The sequence below is a fragment of the Kitasatospora sp. GAS1066B genome (assembly GCF_041262605.1).
Lineage (GTDB): Bacteria > Actinomycetota > Actinomycetes > Streptomycetales > Streptomycetaceae > Kitasatospora.
The window spans coordinates 29,592-45,345 of the sequence record NZ_JBGCCO010000008.1 but is presented as its reverse complement, the minus strand read 5'-3'; the positions used below and the strand labels follow the sequence as shown (position 1 = coordinate 45,345).

General features: G+C 74.6%; 16 protein-coding genes. 12 read left to right on the top strand and 4 right to left on the bottom strand.

From position 1 onward, the window contains the following. Positions 1-25: 25 nt before the first annotated feature. From ABH937_RS10865 to ABH937_RS10825, 9 genes are all read left to right on the top strand, one after another. Positions 26-517: a hypothetical protein gene (locus ABH937_RS10865; protein ID WP_370218048.1), complete on the top strand. Its 492-nt coding sequence runs from the start codon at positions 26-28 to the stop codon at positions 515-517. After that, entirely contained in the window at positions 514-1,494 is a 981-nt protein-coding gene (locus ABH937_RS10860; protein ID WP_370218047.1) for an FAD:protein FMN transferase, read from the top strand. Before ABH937_RS10865 ends, ABH937_RS10860 begins: the two co-directional genes overlap by 4 nt. Next, positions 1,491-2,231 carry a ferric reductase-like transmembrane domain-containing protein gene (locus ABH937_RS10855; RefSeq protein WP_370218046.1) on the top strand — a complete coding sequence of 247 codons (741 nt, stop codon included), beginning with the start codon at positions 1,491-1,493 and terminating at the stop codon, positions 2,229-2,231. The genes ABH937_RS10860 and ABH937_RS10855 overlap by 4 nt, the downstream gene beginning before the upstream one ends. Beyond that, positions 2,228-3,556, top strand: a complete 1,329-nt coding sequence (locus ABH937_RS10850; protein WP_370218045.1) for an NADH-ubiquinone oxidoreductase-F iron-sulfur binding region domain-containing protein — start codon at positions 2,228-2,230, stop codon at positions 3,554-3,556. Before ABH937_RS10855 ends, ABH937_RS10850 begins: the two co-directional genes overlap by 4 nt. After that, positions 3,553-3,786: a ferredoxin gene (locus ABH937_RS10845; RefSeq protein WP_280690689.1), complete on the top strand. Its 234-nt coding sequence runs from the start codon at positions 3,553-3,555 to the stop codon at positions 3,784-3,786. The genes ABH937_RS10850 and ABH937_RS10845 overlap by 4 nt, the downstream gene beginning before the upstream one ends. A 101-nt stretch (positions 3,787-3,887) precedes the next feature. Beyond that, entirely contained in the window at positions 3,888-4,601 is a 714-nt protein-coding gene (locus tag ABH937_RS10840; protein WP_370218044.1) for a hypothetical protein, read from the top strand. 169 nt (positions 4,602-4,770) lie between these two features. Further along, complete coding sequence (locus ABH937_RS10835; protein ID WP_280690687.1) at positions 4,771-5,028, top strand: hypothetical protein; 258 nt, start codon at positions 4,771-4,773, stop codon at positions 5,026-5,028. Between the two features lie 72 nt (positions 5,029-5,100). Then, a complete protein-coding gene (locus tag ABH937_RS10830; RefSeq protein WP_370218043.1) occupies positions 5,101-5,865 on the top strand; it encodes a Mut7-C RNAse domain-containing protein in 765 nt (254 codons plus the stop codon). Between the two features lie 98 nt (positions 5,866-5,963). Then, entirely contained in the window at positions 5,964-6,344 is a 381-nt protein-coding gene (locus tag ABH937_RS10825; protein ID WP_280690685.1) for a hypothetical protein, read from the top strand. A 37-nt stretch (positions 6,345-6,381) separates the two neighbouring features. On the opposite strand, the gene ABH937_RS10820 is transcribed toward ABH937_RS10825, so the two are convergent. The 3 genes from ABH937_RS10820 to ABH937_RS10810 all read right to left on the bottom strand — a co-directional run bounded on the left by ABH937_RS10820 (position 6,382) and on the right by ABH937_RS10810 (position 11,338). Next, positions 6,382-7,005 carry a 4'-phosphopantetheinyl transferase superfamily protein gene (locus ABH937_RS10820; protein ID WP_370218042.1) on the bottom strand — a complete coding sequence of 208 codons (624 nt, stop codon included), beginning with the start codon at positions 7,003-7,005 and terminating at the stop codon, positions 6,382-6,384. Positions 7,006-7,133: 128 nt separating this feature from the next. Continuing rightward, positions 7,134-9,587, bottom strand: a complete 2,454-nt coding sequence (locus ABH937_RS10815; protein WP_280690683.1) for a SpoIIE family protein phosphatase — start codon at positions 9,585-9,587, stop codon at positions 7,134-7,136. Between the two features lie 107 nt (positions 9,588-9,694). Further along, the gene (locus ABH937_RS10810) at positions 9,695-11,338 is read right to left on the bottom strand and encodes an APC family permease (RefSeq protein WP_280690682.1); all 1,644 of its coding nucleotides are present in this window, start codon (positions 11,336-11,338) and stop codon (positions 9,695-9,697) included. 165 nt (positions 11,339-11,503) lie between these two features. On the opposite strand from ABH937_RS10810, the gene ABH937_RS10805 reads away from it, so the two are divergent. From ABH937_RS10805 to ABH937_RS10795, 3 genes are read left to right on the top strand one after another with little or no spacing between them, the layout of a single operon-like run. Continuing rightward, positions 11,504-11,971 (top strand): MarR family winged helix-turn-helix transcriptional regulator, encoded by a 468-nt coding sequence (locus ABH937_RS10805; RefSeq protein WP_370218041.1) that lies wholly within the window; start codon positions 11,504-11,506, stop codon positions 11,969-11,971. After that, the gene (locus tag ABH937_RS10800) at positions 11,971-13,740 is read left to right on the top strand and encodes an MFS transporter (RefSeq protein WP_370218040.1); all 1,770 of its coding nucleotides are present in this window, start codon (positions 11,971-11,973) and stop codon (positions 13,738-13,740) included. The genes ABH937_RS10805 and ABH937_RS10800 overlap by 1 nt, the downstream gene beginning before the upstream one ends. Further along, positions 13,737-14,306 (top strand): cysteine hydrolase family protein, encoded by a 570-nt coding sequence (locus ABH937_RS10795; protein WP_370218039.1) that lies wholly within the window; start codon positions 13,737-13,739, stop codon positions 14,304-14,306. The genes ABH937_RS10800 and ABH937_RS10795 overlap by 4 nt, the downstream gene beginning before the upstream one ends. 56 nt (positions 14,307-14,362) lie before the next feature. Here ABH937_RS10795 and ABH937_RS10790 read toward each other — a convergent pair whose 3' ends face one another. Next, entirely contained in the window at positions 14,363-15,625 is a 1,263-nt protein-coding gene (locus ABH937_RS10790) for a hypothetical protein (RefSeq protein ID WP_370218038.1), read from the bottom strand. Between the last annotated feature and the right edge of the window lie 129 nt (positions 15,626-15,754).

Below are 15,754 nucleotides of genomic sequence, written 5' to 3'. Positions count from 1 at the left end.
CCGAGGAACCCGAGGAGCCCCCTTCATGAGCGCTCAGCACCCGACCCCGAACCGGCGCGCGGTCCGGCTGCGCCGCTGGGGGCTGCGCCGGGTCGGCGCGGCGACCATCGGCGCCGGGGTGGCCGCGGCGGCGGGGTCGGTGGTGCTGGGCACGGGGTACGCGCACTCGCTGCCGGGCAGCACGGCGGTGGTGCCGGCGGCGCGGCCTTCGGCGGTCGCGGCCACCCCGACGCCGACCCCGACTCCGAACGCGACCCCGACTCCGACTCCGACTCCGACTCCGACGACACCCATGCCCACCACCGCACAGACATCCGCACCAGCTCCTGTCCCGTCCCAGGCGAGCCCGACAGCAGCGGCCCGGCCGACACCGCCCCCGCAGCCGGTGCCCGTCCAGCCCACGCAACCGGTGCAGCCCGTACCGCCGCTCCAGCCGCCCCAGCAGCCGCCGACTCCGGTGGCGCCCACCCCGCAGCAGCCCCAGCCGCAGCCGACCACCACGTCGAAGGCGTCATGAGCCGCGCCGCCCCGGCCATCGACCGCTTCCCCGCCCTCGGGACGACCGCCGTGCTGCTGGTCACCGACCCGGAGCGGCTCGCCGCGGCCCGGCAGGTGCTCACCGCCGAGCTCGCGGCGATCGACCTGGCCTGCAGCCGTTTCCGCGCCGACTCCGAGCTCTCCGGAGCGAACGCCGCCGCCGGGCAGCCGGTGACGGTCGGACCGCTCTTCGCCGAAGCGCTCGACGCCGCGTTCCGGGCCGCCGAGCTCACCGACGGCGCGGTCGACCCGACCGTGGGCCCGGCGCTGGTCGCGCTGGGCTACGACCGGACCTTCGCGACGGTGCGTCCCGAGCAGGTCGGCCCGGCGCTGCCGGTGCGGCCGAGCGGCTGGCGCAGCGTCGAGTGGGCGCCGGCGAGCCGCCGCCTGCGGCTGCCACCGGGCTGCGCGCTCGACCTGGGCGCCACCGCCAAGGCGCTGGCCGCCGACCGAGCGGCCCGGCGGGCGGCCCGGGCGACCGGCTGCGGGGTGCTGGTGAACCTCGGCGGCGACCTCTCGGTGGCCGGTCCGCCGCCGGCCGACGGCTGGCGGGTGCGGATCGCCGACGGGCACCCGGAGCAGCACGACAGCGACGGCGATGACCGCGGTGACAGCCCCGTGGTCGCCCTGCGCGGCGGCGGCCTCGCCACCTCGGGCATCACCGCCCGGACCTGGCGGCGCGGTGGCCGGTTGCTGCACCACATCGTCGACCCGACCACCGGCGACGTGCCGCCACCCGTCTGGCGGACCGTCAGCGTGGCCGCCGCGAGCTGTCTGGACGCCAACACCGCCAGCACGGCGGCGATCGTGCTGGGCGAGGCGGCCCCCGGCTGGCTGCGCGAACGCGCCCTGCCCGCCCGGCTGGTGCGCACGGACGGCGCCGTGCTCCGGCTCGCCGCCTGGCCCGCCGAAGACCAGCCCACCGAGGACCGCCCCACCGACGGAGGTCGCCGATGACGAGCACGGTCCTGCTGGCCGCCGCCGGACCCAGCCCGCTCTGGTACGCCACCCGCGCGGGCGGCACGGTGGCGCTGCTGCTGCTCACCGCGACCGTGCTGCTCGGCATCGTGGCCGGCGGCCGGTACGCGCCCAAGCGGATCGCCCGGTTCGAGATCGGCGCGCTGCACCGCAACCTCTCGCTGCTGGCGCTGGCGTTCCTGCTGCTGCACATCGTCACCGCGATCGCCGACAGCTACGTGCACTTCGGCTGGATCGACGCGGTGGTCCCGTTCGCCTCCTCCTACCGGACGCTCTGGGTGGGCCTGGGCGCGCTCGCCTTCGATCTGCTGCTCGCCGTGCTGCTGACCAGCGCGGTGCGGCTGCGGATCGGGCAGCGGCGCTGGAAGGCGGTGCACTGGCTGGCGTACGCGAGCTGGCCGCTGGCCCTGTTCCATGCTGCCGGGACCGGGACCGACACCCGGCTCTCGCTCCAACTCGGCCTCTACGCGGTCTGCTTGCTGGCCGTGGTCGGCGCGGTCTGGTGGCGCCTGTACCGGGCGGGCCCCGGCCACCGGGCCGCGCGCTGGTGGGGCGCGGTGGCGGCGGCGGCCGTCCCCGCCGTGCTGACCGTGTTCCTGGCCACCGGTCCGCTGCAACCGGGTTGGTCGCACCGCGCACTCGCCCCCGCCACGTCGACCGTCAGCACGTCGACTGTCAGCACGTCGACCGGCCTGATCTCCCGGGAGCTCGGATGACCCAGACCACCGAACTTCGGCAGAGCACCGAACACCGCCTGCTGCGCGGCTGGTTCGAGACGGGCGGCCCGGCCGACCTCACCGAGCACCTGCGGCGCTACGGCCCCGCCCCGCTCCCGTCCGAGCGCGGCGCCCGGCAGGCCCGTGCGGCGCTGCTCCAAACCGTCGAGCAGGCCGGCCTCACCGGACGCGGCGGCGCGGCCTTCCCCACCGGACGCAAGCTGCGCGCGGTCGCCGAGGGGCGCGGTCGCCCTGTGGTGGTCGTCAACGGCATGGAGAGCGAGCCCGCCAGCCGCAAGGACGAGGCGCTGCTCGACCTGGCTCCGCACCTGGTCCTGGACGGCGCAGCGCTGGCCGCCGCCGCCGTCGACGCCACGGTGATCCACCTCTGCCTGCCGCGCGGCAGCGCCCGCGCCACCCAGGTGGACCGGCTGACCCGGGCGGTCGCGGAGCGGTGGCGGGCCGGGCTGGACCGGATACCCGTCGAGGTGCACCGGCTCCCCCACCACTACGTCTCCAGCGAGGAGACCTCACTGGTCCAGTGGCTGAACGGCGGCCCGGCCCGCCCGCTGGCCACACCGCCCCGCCCGTTCGAGAAGGGGGTGGACCGCCGCCCGACCCTGGTCGACAACGTGGAGACGCTGGCCCACCTGGCACTGATCGCCCGCTACGGCCCCAGCTGGTTCCGCGGCACCGGAACGGCCGACGCGCCGGGCACCACGCTGCTCACCGTCTCCGGCGCCGTCCACGCGCCCGGGGTGCACGAGTTGCCGCTCGGCACGCCGCTGGGCGCCGTGCTGGCCGCGGCGGGCGGGACGAGCCGGCCGCTGGGCGCGGTGCTGGTCGGCGGGTTCTTCGGCAGCTGGCTCAGCGCCGAGCAGGCGCCGGCGGTGCCGTTCGCCAGGCCCGAGCTGGCCGCGCTGGGCGCCGGGCCGGGCGCGGGGGTACTGGTGGCGCTGCCGGCGGACTCCTGCGGGCTGGCCGAGACGGCACGGGTCCTCGGTTTCCTCGCCGCGCAGAGCGCCCGGCAGTGCGGGCCGTGCCGGTTCGGCCTGCCGGCCGTCGCCGCCGACTTCCACCAACTGGCCTGGGGCCGCCCGGACGCCGAGCTGCCCGCCCGGCTCCCGCACCGGGTCGAGCTGCTCGCCGGACGGGGCGCCTGCCGCCACCCGGACGGGGCGTCCCGGCTGGCCGCGACGGCGCTGGCGGTCTTCGCCGCCGACGTGCGGCGCCACCTGGAGACGGGTCCGTGTCCGGGCGCGGCACTGCCACCGGTGCTGCCCGTACCGGGCGGGCCGGCAGCCGACGAGGTGGGCTGGCGATGAACCGTCACCACCGGCTCGCCATCGACCGGATCGCCTGCGACGGGCGGGGCCTGTGCGCGGAGCTGCTGCCCGAGCTCATCGACCTGGACGAATGGGGCTACCCGGTCATCCACGGCCAGGCCGTGCCCGCCGACCTGCTCGGCCACGCCCGCCGGGCGGTCGCCGCCTGCCCGGTCCTGGCCCTGCGCCTGGAGCGGGCGGCCGGTGACCGCCCGCCACCGGCCGCCTGAACCATTTCTTAGTCGATGACCCGTCAGACTGCTGCACGCCCCCGGGGAAGGCACCCGCGGTGGCGACCGATCCGCTCCGCCGAGCACCCCAGGGAGCCCTCGTGCCACCGACCAGCAGCGCGCCTTCGCACCTCGCCCCGCAGCGCGGGCCCGGCGGGCCCGGCGATCCCGCCGCGCCCGGCGCCGGCACGGGCGGGCGCCCGCTCGGCAACCAGCGGCTCACCGCGCTGGTGGGCACCCTGCTGCTGGTGCTCTTCGCCGCCCAGGGCGTCACCATCCTGTCCGTGAGCCGGCTGCTGACCTGGCACTTCATCTTCGGCCTCACCCTGATCGGCCCGGCCACGCTGAAGCTCGGCACGGTCTGCTACCGAGCCGTGCGGTACTACACGGGCGCCGCCGCCTACCGCCACCAGGGCCCGCCGCCGCCGGCCCTGCGGCTGCTCGGCCCGGCGGTGGTGGTCACCACCGCCGGCGTGCTGGCCACCGGCACCACGCTGGCCCTGACCGGCGAGCGCACGGTCGACGGCCTGCCCGTGCTCTTCCTGCACAAGGCGTTCTTCTACCTCTGGCTGGCGGCCATGGGCCTGCACGTGCTGGTCCACCTGTGGCGCCTGCCCAGGCTGATCGGCGCCGACCTGCGCCGCCGGCCCTCCGGAAGAGCCGCCGTGGGCACCGGCCACCGCGCCGCCGCCCGCCGCGCCGCCGAACACGTGCCGGGGCGGGCCCTGCGCTGGCTGCTGCCCGTCCTCGCCCTCGCGGTGGGCATCGGCCTCGCGATCGCCGGCGCTCCGCTCGCGAGCCGTTGGGGCAACTAGGGCCTCTCTTACGGATCTTGTCGGCTGTGACACCAGCGGCTGACGCCGCGGGGCGCGCGACGCCGGGCAAGATCCGTAAGAGAGGCCCCAGCGCTGCGCCTACCGGGACTTCACCCTCGCCCTACACCCGCCGTCGCAGACTGGTGGCAGACGCAAGGAGGTGCGCGGCATGAACACCCTGCGCGACACAGGCCTGGCCCGGTCGGCCGGTTGGACCCGCCGGATCGGGGCGGGCGCCGTGCTGCTCTGTGCGGCGCTCGGGGTGTTCTTCGCCCACGCCGTCCCCGGCCAGGCGGCCGGTGGCAGCAGCCCGGCCCCCGCCGGCGACACGCCGTCCAGCACGCCCTCGACCTCACCGCTGCAACCCCCGGCCCAGCCGCCGACCTCCGGCAGCGGCCCGGTGCACGCGCAGACCCACGCCTCCTGACTCGGACCGCCCCACCCCCACCGACCGTGAAACGATTGGCCCGGCCCGCCCCCGCGCTGGCATGCTGGCCGCGTGGAGAGCGCGCAGAAGCCCGAGATCTCGTTGATCGTCGCCCCTGAGCTACGACTGTTCCTCGCCTCAGGTCGGCGCCAGGCGGACCGCACCCTGGTCCGCACCGACGGCGCCTCGACCCTGGGCCACGTCGTGGAGTCGCTCGGCGTGCCGCTGACCGAGGTGGGCGCACTGCTCGCCGACGGGCGTCCGGTGCCGGCCGGGCACCTGCCCGAGCACGGCGCGCAGATCACCGTCCAGGGCGTCACGCGACCGCAGCAGGTGCCGGGGCCGCTGCGCTTCCTGCTCGACGTCCATCTCGGCACGCTCGCCCGCCGGCTGCGCCTGCTGGGAGTTGACGCCGCGTACGAGAACCCGGACATCGGCGACGCCGCGCTCGCCACCCGCTCGGCCACCGAGCGGCGGGTGCTGCTCTCGCGCGACCGCGGGCTGCTGCGGCGCCGCGAGCTGTGGGCGGGCGGGTACGTGTACAGCCACCGGCCGGCCGAGCAACTGCGCGACGTGCTCTCCCGGTTCGCGCCACCACTGGCGCCGTGGACCAGGTGCACGGCCTGCAACGGCACGCTGCACGAGGCCACCAAGGACGCGGTGCAGGAGCAGCTGCTGGACGGCACCGAGCGCTCGTACGACGCGTTCGCCCGCTGCGGCGACTGCGGGCAGGTCTACTGGCGGGGCGCTCACCACGCCCAGCTGACCGCCATCGTGGACGAGGCGCTGCGGGAGTTCGGCCCGACGGCTCAGCCGCTCCCCACCCCGGCGCACTGAGGGGGCTGTCGCCGACCGCTGCCAGCGGCTACTCTCCAGTAACGAGATCAGCTGCCGAGACCGGGTAGCGAGATCCGCCGAGCCCTGGAGTGAACCCCATGCCCGCTTCCGCAGAGCGCTCCGCCCGGGTCCTCGGCGGCCTGCTGATCGGGGCCGGCATCACCCACTTCGTCGCGCCCAAGCCGTACGACGCGATGGTGCCCCGCGCGCTGCCCGGCGCCCCGCGCCGCTGGACGTACGCCAGCGGGGTGGCCGAACTCGCCATCGGGGCGGCCGTCGTCGCACCGCGCACCCGGCGGCTCGCCGCCCTGGCGGCGGCCGGACTCTTCGTGGCCGTCTACCCGGCCAACGTCAAGATGGCCTACGACGCGCGCCACCGGCCGACCCCGCAGCGCGCGGCCACGCTCGCCCGACTCCCGCTCCAGGTACCGCTGGTGCGCTGGGCCCTGCGGGTGCACCGCGCCGGGCACACTGGCTGACGCCAACTGGCGGTCTCCGCACGGCTTCGATCAGGCATCATGCGCCGCACGGTGACTGACGGACCGTCAAGGCCGTGCGGTGCGCGCCGTGGGCCGCGACCGCCAGCATCAGATCCTCCGTCACCGGCCAGGCCACGGAGCCGGGTTCCGAGCCGATCGGCAGCGCCGAGCAGGGCCCGGGCGGCCAGCTCGACGGCGCCGCCCCGACCGGGCGCAGCAGACCGGTGCCGCCACCCAGCCCCTGACCAACCGCCTTGGCCAGCGCCTCCTTCCGGGTCCAGAGCCAGAGGAGGGCGGCCGAGCGCTGGTCCGGGTGCTGTCCAGCGATCCAGGCGGCCTCGGCGGCCGGGAACCAGCGCCGCGCCAATGCCGCGTGGGCGAGCGGCCGGATCCACTCCACGGCCACGCCGACCCCCGCCACCCCGTCCCCCGCCGCCACGGCGACCACCCCGCGCAGCCGGCTCACGCTCACCGCCACGCCCGCCACACCCGCCACACCTTCGACCACCGGCCGCCCCGACGCGGCCCGCCCCAGCCGCAGCCGCCCGACCGGTGTCCCGGTCCGCTCCGCCACCAGCCGCAACACCAACTCCCGTGCGGCAGACCGCTCCTGGCCATCGACCCGGGTCAGCCACACCTCCACGTCGGCGGCCTCAGTCATCGACCGCCGCCCGCCGCACCGTCAGGTATCGCCGCTGAGGTCGCGGTCACCAGCACCTCCGGAGGACGGCATACGGGGGAGACGACATGATAGAGCGTCAGCAGCCTCGTGGCAGCCGATCCCGCGGCTCACCCGCCCGGTAGCTCCTGCTCGGTCCAGATCGTCTTGCCCGAAGCCGTGTACCGGCTCCCCCAGCGGTTGGTCAGCTGCGCCACCAGGTAGAGCCCGCGCCCGCCCTCGTCGGTCAGCCGGGCCCGGCGCATCCGCGGCTGGGTGCTGCTGCCGTCCGAGACCTCGCAGGTCAGCGTGTCCGCGCGGATCAGCCGCACGACCACCGGGCCGCCGGCGTAGCGGATCGCGTTGGTCACCAGCTCGCTGAGCACCAGTTCGGTGGTGAAGGCCAACTCCGCCAGCCCCCAGTCCTCCAGGGTGCTGGTGGCGTCCTCACGGACCTTGGCCACCGCCGCCGGCTCCGGCTCCACCGACCAGACGGCGGTGTCCGCCGCCGCGACGGCCTTGGTGCGGGCCAGCAGCAGGGTGACGTCGTCCTGCAGCCGGGTGGGCGGCAGGCCGGCGATGATCCGCTGACCCGTCTCGGGCAGCGGCAGGTCCTGGGCCAGCACGACGGCCAGCCGCCGGGTCAACTCGGCCATCCCGGCGTCGATGTCACCCTCGCCGCGCTCGATCAGGCCGTCGGTGTAGAGCGCCAGCACGCTGCCGGGCTCCAGCTCCACCTTGACCGACTCGAACGGCAGGCCGCCGACGCCCAGCGGCGGGCCCGGCACCACCGGCAGGAACTCGGTGCTGCCGTCCGGATGCGCGACGGCGGGCGGCGGGTGGCCGGCGCTGGCCACGGTGCAGGTGCGCGACACCGGGTCGTAGACGGCGTACAGGCAGGTGCCGCCGAAGGAGGCGGCCTCGGGCCGGGAGCGCGCGCTGCCACTCTGCTCCACGGCCGGCTCGGCGACCACCCCGTACCGGGTCGGGTGCAGGCCGTCGGCCTCCAGGTCGTCCTCGTCGTCGGCCGCCAGCGCGGCTTCCACCAGCAACTGGGCCACCAGGTCGTCGAGGTGGACCAGCAGCTCCTCGGGCTCCAGGTCCAGGTCGGCCAGGGTGCGCACGGCGGTGCGCAGCCGTCCCATGGTGGCGGAGGCGTGCAGGCCGTGGCCCGTGACGTCGCCGACCACCAGCGCCACCCGGGCGGAGGAGAGCGGGATGACGTCGAACCAGTCGCCACCCACCCCGCCGACGGTGTCGGTGGGCAGGTAGACACTGGCGGTGCTGACGGCGGCGACCGAGCGGACGGCCGGCGGCAGCAGGCTGCGCTGCAGGCCGATCGCGGCGCGGTGCTCGCGGGTGTAGCGGCGCGCGTTGTCCAGCGCGAGCCCGGCGCGGGCGGCGGCCTCCTTCAGCAGTGCGTGGTCCTCCTCCTCGTAGGCCTCCTTCCAGCGGTCGCGGCGCACGCTGATCCGGCCGAGCAGCACGCCGCGGGCGCTCAGCGGGGCGGTGAGCCGCCAGGGCTCGGCGAGGGCCCCGAGCACCCCGACCTCCTCCCTGCCGTCCGGGCCGACCAGCACCGTCTCGCCGTCGGGGCCGACCAGCACGGTGTCGCCGGGGGCCGGCAGCGACTCGGGCGGACCGGCCACGGCGGTGCGGCGCAGCAGCAGCCGCCCGTTCGGGTCCGGGGCGGGTTCCTCACCGCTGAACACGGCGGCGGCGATCTCCACGCTGGCCACGTCGGCGAAGGTGCCGGTCAGCGCCTCGGCGAGCTGTTTCGCGCTGTCGGTGACCGAGAGCGAGCGGCCGATGGCGGCGGTGACCTGGTGCAGCAGAGCCAGCCGGCGCCGGGTCCGGTACTCCTCGGTGATGTCGTTGAAGAGCGCGGTGAGCCCGATCACCTCGCCGTCGGCGCCCTGCAGGCGGAAGGCGGAGATCGCCATCATCCGACCACCGCGCGGGTCTATCACCGTCCTGGCCAGCTCCTCGGCCAGCACCAGCGGCCGGCCGGTCTCCATCACCTGCCGCAGGTGCTGTTCCACGGCGGCGGCGTCCTGGGGCTGCAGGAAGTCGGCGAGCCGGCGCCCGCTGAGCGCGACGGGCATGCCGGAGTAGGGCAGCAGGTGGGTGTTGGTGCGCACGATCCGCAGGTCGCGGTCGAAGACCACCAGGCCGAACCGGTCCTGGAGGAAGAGCTCGCGGGTGAAGGCCTGGTCCTGGCGCCAGCGGTCGGCGGTGGCCGCGGGGGCGCCGAGCACCACGTAGCGGGCGGCCGTGCGATCCCCGCCGGCGGCGCCGCGCAGCGCCAGCAGCCGGACCTCCAGGTCGAGCAGCCGGCCGTCCCCGGTGCGGACCTGCACCCGCCCGGCCCAGGCGCCTTCGGGCTCACCCAGCTTGACCCCGTCCAGCGCCCCGGCGGGTTCGAGCCGCCCGGCGAGCAGCTCGCGGACCAGACGGCCGCGCAGCACTCCGGCGGGAAGGGCGAGCAGCGCCTCGGCTGCCGCCGTGCAGTCCAGGATCCTGCCACCGCCATCGACCAGCACCCCTGCCACACCGTCGAGGAACGGGAAGCGGGAGTCGTCCATACCGTCCACCTCGCCCGGTCAAGCCCTCCCCTCATCCTCCACCGGGAGGCCGCCGCCGGCGTCTCGGCGCTCCGGAACGCCACCGACTTTTGCCCCCATGACAGCGATCAGTGCCCGCCGGCGTCCAGCACCTCGACGTCCGCGATGTTCCGCTCGATCTCCTCGGCCGGCAGCGCGACGGCCATCGCCCAGTAGTAGATGACCAGCGAGAAGGCGGCGATCACCGCGATGTCCCACCAGAGCGGCAGGTTCTTCTGCGCCCCGACCCCGAACTGGCCCTGCCAGGAGGCGACCCCCAGGCCGACCAGGTAGACCGGCAGCCACTGCCCGGCCCGGAAGTCCATCCGGGGCGCGCGCGGGAGCCGCTTGACCCTGGCGTAGGCCGCGTACGAGCCGAGCAGCAGGTAGCCGATCAGGATCGAGGCGCCCAGCCGCCAGAGGGTGTCCCAGCCGGCCCAGTAGATGACCAGGCCCGCGACGACGAAGGCGATCGGCGAGACGACCTCCCCGGCGGGCAGCCGGAAGGGTCGCTCCAGGTCCGGGAACCGCTTGCGCAGCACGCCGAAGGCCAGCGGCGCGCCCGCGTACATCAGCACCACCGCCGAGGTGATGAAGCTGACCAGCTTCTGCCAGCTGGGGAACGGCAGGAAGCAGAGCACCCCGGCCACGAAGGCGATCAGCAGGCCGATCCAGGGCACCGCGCGCCGGTCGGTGGCCTGCAGCGTCTCCGGCGCGTAGCCGTTGCGGCTGAGGCCGTAGGTGATCCGGGAGCTGGAGGTGATGTAGACCAGGCCGGTACCGGCGGGCGAGATGATCGCGTCGATGTAGAGCACGGTGGCGAACCCGCCGAGGCCGATCACGGTGGCGAGCCCGGCGAACGGGCCGCTGATCCCAGCGTAGGTGAGCTCGCCCCAGCCGCCGGTGATGGCGGATCCCGGCACGGCGCCGATGAAGACCACCTGGAGCAGCAGGTAGACCAGGCTGCCGATGAACACCGAGCCGAGCACCGCGCGCGGGATGTCGCGGCGCGGGTGGGTGCTCTCCCCGGCCCACTGGATCGCCTGCTCGAAGCCGAGCAGCGCGAAGATCACCCCGCTGGTGCTGATCGCCGACAGCACGCCGCGGGCGCCGAACGGCGCGAAGCCCTGCGAGCTGAAGTTGTGGCCGTGGAACTCGGTGGCGGCGAAGATCACGATGGTCACCACCGGGATGGCGACCTTCCACCAGGTGGCCGCGCTGTTGGTGCGGGCCAGCCACTTGACGCCGAAGAAGTTGATCCCGACGAAGAGGGCGAGCAGCGCGGCCGCCACCGCGAAGCCTGATGCGGTCAGCGTCGAGTCCTTGGGGTGTTGCAGGCCGTCCGCCCAGCTCCAGTGCCGGGCGTAGCCGATCATCGCCTGCACCTCGATCGGCGCGATGGTGGCGGCCTGCAGCCAGGTGAACCAGCCGAACGACATCCCCGTGAACCCGCCGAAGGCGTAGTGCGGGTAGCGCGCGGTGCCGCCCGCCACCGGGAAGAGGCCGCCGAGCTCGGCGTGCACCAGGGCGAGCAGCACGATGGCGACCGTACCGACGATCCAGGAGATGATCGCGGCCGGCCCGGCCGCCTTGACGGCCTTCTCGGCGCCGAAGAGCCAGCCGGAGCCGATGATCGCGCCGACCGAGGCCCAGAGCAGGCCGATCATGCCCACCTCGCGACGCAGGGCGTGCCTGGGGGACGAGCGCTGGGGCGCCGGGGCGGGCGTTGCCATGGCTGCGGCCTCTCTCGAACGACGGTGGGTATCGCTCCGACGCTGCCGCAGATCCGGCCCGGCCTGGTGACTTCGGGCCCGCGACACGACGGGACCGCCAACCGTCCGGGCTAATGAGGCAGCGGGGGTAGTTACGGCAGATTGATTAAGCTATTGTTATTACTTATGCAGACCACACCACCACTCGCCGCGGATCCACCACCCGGAGACAGCCCGGAGGAGCTCGCGGCGACGCTGCGGCTGATCGTCGGCCGGATCGCCCGCCGGGTGCGGCAGGCCCACATCTCGGGGGACCTGGCGCACTCCGAGGTGTCCGTGCTGGCCCGGCTGGACCGGGAGGGCGCCAACTCGCCCGGTGCGCTCGCCGAGTTGGAGCGAGTGCGCCCGCAGGCGATGGCCACCACGCTGGCCGGGCTGGAGGAGCGCGGCCTGGTGAGCCGGCGACCGGACCCCAGCGACGGCCGCCGGGTGATCATGACGCTCACCGAAGCGGGCCGCCAGGTGCTCACCGAGCGCCGCTCGGAGTCGGTGCGGCTGCTGGCCGCCACCCTCGGCACCGAGTTCACCGACGAGGAGCGGCAGCAGCTGCGCGCCACGCTGCCGCTGCTCGAACGCCTGGCGGAGGGACTGTGATGCCGGCGACCGCGATAGCCAAGGAGCCGGACGGCGGCCGCTACAAGTGGATCGCCCTCTCCAACACCACGATGGGCGTGCTGATCGCGACCATCGACGGCTCGATCGTGATCATCTCGCTGCCGGCGATCTTCCGCGGCATCGGCCTGGACCCGCTGGCCCCCGCCAACATCGGCTACCTGCTCTGGATGATCCTCGGCTACACCCTGGTCACCGCCGTGCTGGTGGTGGCACTCGGACGGCTCGGCGACATGTTCGGCCGGGTCCGGATGTACAACCTGGGCTTCGCGATCTTCGCCGCCGCCTCGCTGGCCCTCTCGCTCGATCCGCTCAAGGGCGGGGGCGGGGCGCTCTGGCTGATCGGCTTCCGGATCGTGCAGGCCGTCGGCGGATCGATGCTGACGGCGAACTCGGCGGCGATCCTCACCGACGCCTTCCCGGCCCGCCAGCGCGGCATGGCCCTGGGCATCAACCAGATCACCGCGCTGATGGGCATGTTCCTCGGCCTGCTGGTCGGCGGCGTGCTGGCCACCATCGACTGGCGCGCGGTCTTCTGGGTCAGCGTGCCGGTCGGGGTGCTGGGCACCTTCTGGTCGTACCGCAGCCTGCGGGAGACCGGCACCCGCAGGCCCGGGCGGATCGACTGGGTCGGCAACCTGACCTTCACCGGGGGCGCCGCCTGCCTTCTCGCCGCGATCACCTACGGCATCCAGCCCTACGGCGGTCACCCCACCGGCTGGACCAACCCCTGGGTGCTGGGCGGCCTGGGCGCCGGCCTGGCGCTGCTCGCCACCTTCTGCGTCGCGGAGACCCGGATCGCCGAACCGATGTTCCAGCTGCGGCTGTTCAAGATCCGCGCGTTCGCCGCCGGGAACCTGGCGGCGCTGCTGATCGCGATCGCCCGCGGCGGCATGCAGTTCATGCTGATCATCTGGCTGCAGGGGATCTGGCTGCCGCTGCACGGCTACTCCTTCGAGCGCACCCCGCTCTGGGCCGGCATCTTCATGCTGCCGCTGACCGTCGGCTTCCTGCTCGGCGGTCCGATCTCCGGCTACCTCTCCGACCGGTACGGCGCGCGGCTCTTCGCCACCAGCGGGCTGCTCCTGGTGGCCGCCGCCTTCATCGGCCTGATGCTGCTGCCGGTCGACTTCCCCTACCCCGCCTTCTCGGCCCTCCTGCTGGTCAGCGGGATCGGCCAGGGCATGTTCTCGGCGCCGAACACCTCGGCGATCATGGGCAGCGTGCCGCCGGAGCAGCGCGGCGTGGCCTCCGGCATGCGCTCCACCTTCCAGAACTCCGGCACCGCGCTGTCGATCGGCCTGTTCTTCTCGCTGATGATCGTCGGCCTGGCCGGCTCGCTGCCGCACGCGCTGCAGAGTGGCCTGACCGCGCAGCAGGTGCCGCCAGCGACGGCGCAGCAGGTGGCCGGGCTGCCGCCGGTGAGCACGCTCTTCGCCACCTTCCTCGGCAAGAACCCGATCGGTCAGCTGCTCGGCCCCAGCGGCGTACTGCACAGCCTGCCGGCGGCCAACTCGCAGGTGCTGACCGGCAACCGGTTCTTCCCCGAACTGGTCTCCGGCCCGTTCCACCACGGCCTGGTCACCGTCTTCAGCGCGGCCGCCGCGCTGGCCCTGATCGGCGCGCTCGCCTCGGCGCTGCGCGGCCCGCGCGCCGCCAGGAGCGGCCAGGCCGGAGCCGGACAGCACCCCGACTCGGACCGGGCCGGCTCCGACACCAAGACCCCCGCAGTGAAAGGACCTCAGCGATGACGCAGCACCCCGCGAACAGCGCCCTGCTGGTGATGGACGTTCAGCGGACCATCGTGGACCGCTTCCCCGCCCCTGAGTACCTCCCCCGGCTGGCCGGCGCCGTCGAGGCCGCCCGCGCCGCCGGGATACCGGTGATCTACGTGGTGGTCGGCTTCCGGGCCGGCCACCCGGAGATCAGCCCCCGCAACAAGACCTTCGGCGCCCTGCGGCTCAGCGGCGCCTTCACCGACACCGACCCCGGCACCCAGGTCTCGGACGAGGTCGCGCCGAAGGACGGCGAACCGGTCGTCACCAAGAAGCGGGTCAGCGCCTTCGCTGGCAGCGACCTCGCCCTGGTGCTGCGCGCCGGCGGGATCGAGCACCTGGTGCTGACCGGCATCGCCACCAGCGGCGTGGTGCTCTCCACCCTGCGCGAGGCCGCCGACCTCGATTTCGGCCTCACCGTGCTGGCCGACGGCTGCCTGGACGCCGACCCCGAGGTGCACCGGGTGCTCACCGAGAAGGTGTTCCCCCGGCAGGCGGAGGTCCTGGACATCGAGGCGTGGGTGACGAGCCTCGGCAGGTGACGGCATGGAACGCCGCTGCCGACCGGCGCGCGCCGGTCGGCAGCGGCGTTCACGTCCTAGACGCCAGGAGTGCTCGGTGGAACGGGGATTCCGACCTGCGCCGCGAGCGAGTCGGCCAGTGCCTCGCGGCGAATCCGCCGGTCGACGTAGAGCAGCCCGTCGGTCAGCGGCGTGATCGGTGCGGTGAGCACCGTCGCGACGCCCAGGCCCAGCAGCACGAAGGCGATGCAGAAGACCACGCCGAAGGCCGAGGGGCCGCCGGACACGGTGTCCCCGTACTGGTCGACCCGATCGCCGGCGGTGAGGCCGAGCCCGATCACGCCGATCACCCAGGCCGGGGCCAGAATCGCCTGGCTGACGAAGGATCCGATCATCCGGATCAGGTACGGGATGCCCAGACTGCGCCACCAGGCGCCGTGGTTGAGCGTCCAGGCCCGGCGGATCGCGGCGACCGGGCGCCGGTTCTCCAGCACCACCACCGGGACCAGCAGGGTCAGCCGCACCCCCGCGTAGCCACCGAGCCCCAGCACCACCAGCAGCAGGAGCACCGCCAGCACGCCGAACACGGCACCGCTGTCGGTCAGCAGCCCGAGCACGGTGGCCGGCACCAGCGCGACCAGCACCGCGGCGAGCCCGGCCGCCGCCAGCAGCAGCTGGGCACCGAGCACCCGCCACAGGTGGGGGCGGGCCTGCGACCAGAGCTGACCGGCCGTCACCGGGCGGCCGACCACGGCGTGCCGCAGCACCGCCGCACTCGACACGCTCGCCACCAGCGAGAACGCCAGGAAGCAGAGCAGCAGCAGGAGCCCGCCGACGATGGCGAGCACGCCGATGGTGAAACCCTGGCTGTCGGTCGGCTGGGCCTCGGTCTGGTCCGACAACTGCTGGAAGGTCCCCGAGGTCAGCAGGTAGCCCACCGTGCCGTAGACGGTGAACAGCACGGCGGCGGCCGCCAGCACGCCGAGCAGCGGCAGCAGCAGCGGCTTGACGTAGCGGCGCATGGTGGTGAAGACACCGCTGAGCACGTCGCCGAGCCCGAGCGGGGCCAGCGGTATCACCCCGGGCTTGGGCGGCGCGGGCCGAACGCCCCAACCCGCCCAGGGCGGCGGCCAACCACCCGGCGCGGCGCCGGGGTACGGGCCCTGGTAGCCCTGAGTGGCTTGGTAGGGCTGCTGGTACGGCGGCGGTGGCGGCGGGTACGGGCCGGCGGCACCCGGCCGGTCACTCGGCGCCGCCGCGTCGGCCTGCCCGCCGCCCGGCTGCCCCGGCGCCGGATCGGGCTCCGGATCCGGCGCCCGCCACACGTCATCGCCGCTCATGCTCTGCTCTCCCCCTGTACCGCACAGTGCCGTTGTCTCGCGCCGGCCAGGTGTATTCGGCCCGCGGACCCCAGAGCGTACGGGAGGGCCGGCACGGCAGGCACGACCGGGGCGGCCGGTCGACGGCCG

Coding starts and splice junctions, on each gene's coding strand:
- ABH937_RS10845 (WP_280690689.1), top strand. CDS start 3,553: ATGAACCGTCACCACCGGCTCGCCATCGACCGGATCGCCTGCGACGGG.
- ABH937_RS10790 (WP_370218038.1), bottom strand. CDS start 15,625: ATGAGCGGCGATGACGTGTGGCGGGCGCCGGATCCGGAGCCCGATCCG.
- ABH937_RS10820 (WP_370218042.1), bottom strand. CDS start 7,005: ATGACTGAGGCCGCCGACGTGGAGGTGTGGCTGACCCGGGTCGATGGC.
- ABH937_RS10825 (WP_280690685.1), top strand. CDS start 5,964: ATGCCCGCTTCCGCAGAGCGCTCCGCCCGGGTCCTCGGCGGCCTGCTG.
- ABH937_RS10795 (WP_370218039.1), top strand. CDS start 13,737: ATGACGCAGCACCCCGCGAACAGCGCCCTGCTGGTGATGGACGTTCAG.
- ABH937_RS10850 (WP_370218045.1), top strand. CDS start 2,228: ATGACCCAGACCACCGAACTTCGGCAGAGCACCGAACACCGCCTGCTG.
- ABH937_RS10865 (WP_370218048.1), top strand. CDS start 26: ATGAGCGCTCAGCACCCGACCCCGAACCGGCGCGCGGTCCGGCTGCGC.
- ABH937_RS10810 (WP_280690682.1), bottom strand. CDS start 11,338: ATGGCAACGCCCGCCCCGGCGCCCCAGCGCTCGTCCCCCAGGCACGCC.
- ABH937_RS10800 (WP_370218040.1), top strand. CDS start 11,971: ATGCCGGCGACCGCGATAGCCAAGGAGCCGGACGGCGGCCGCTACAAG.
- ABH937_RS10835 (WP_280690687.1), top strand. CDS start 4,771: ATGAACACCCTGCGCGACACAGGCCTGGCCCGGTCGGCCGGTTGGACC.
- ABH937_RS10855 (WP_370218046.1), top strand. CDS start 1,491: ATGACGAGCACGGTCCTGCTGGCCGCCGCCGGACCCAGCCCGCTCTGG.
- ABH937_RS10815 (WP_280690683.1), bottom strand. CDS start 9,587: ATGGACGACTCCCGCTTCCCGTTCCTCGACGGTGTGGCAGGGGTGCTG.
- ABH937_RS10805 (WP_370218041.1), top strand. CDS start 11,504: ATGCAGACCACACCACCACTCGCCGCGGATCCACCACCCGGAGACAGC.
- ABH937_RS10860 (WP_370218047.1), top strand. CDS start 514: ATGAGCCGCGCCGCCCCGGCCATCGACCGCTTCCCCGCCCTCGGGACG.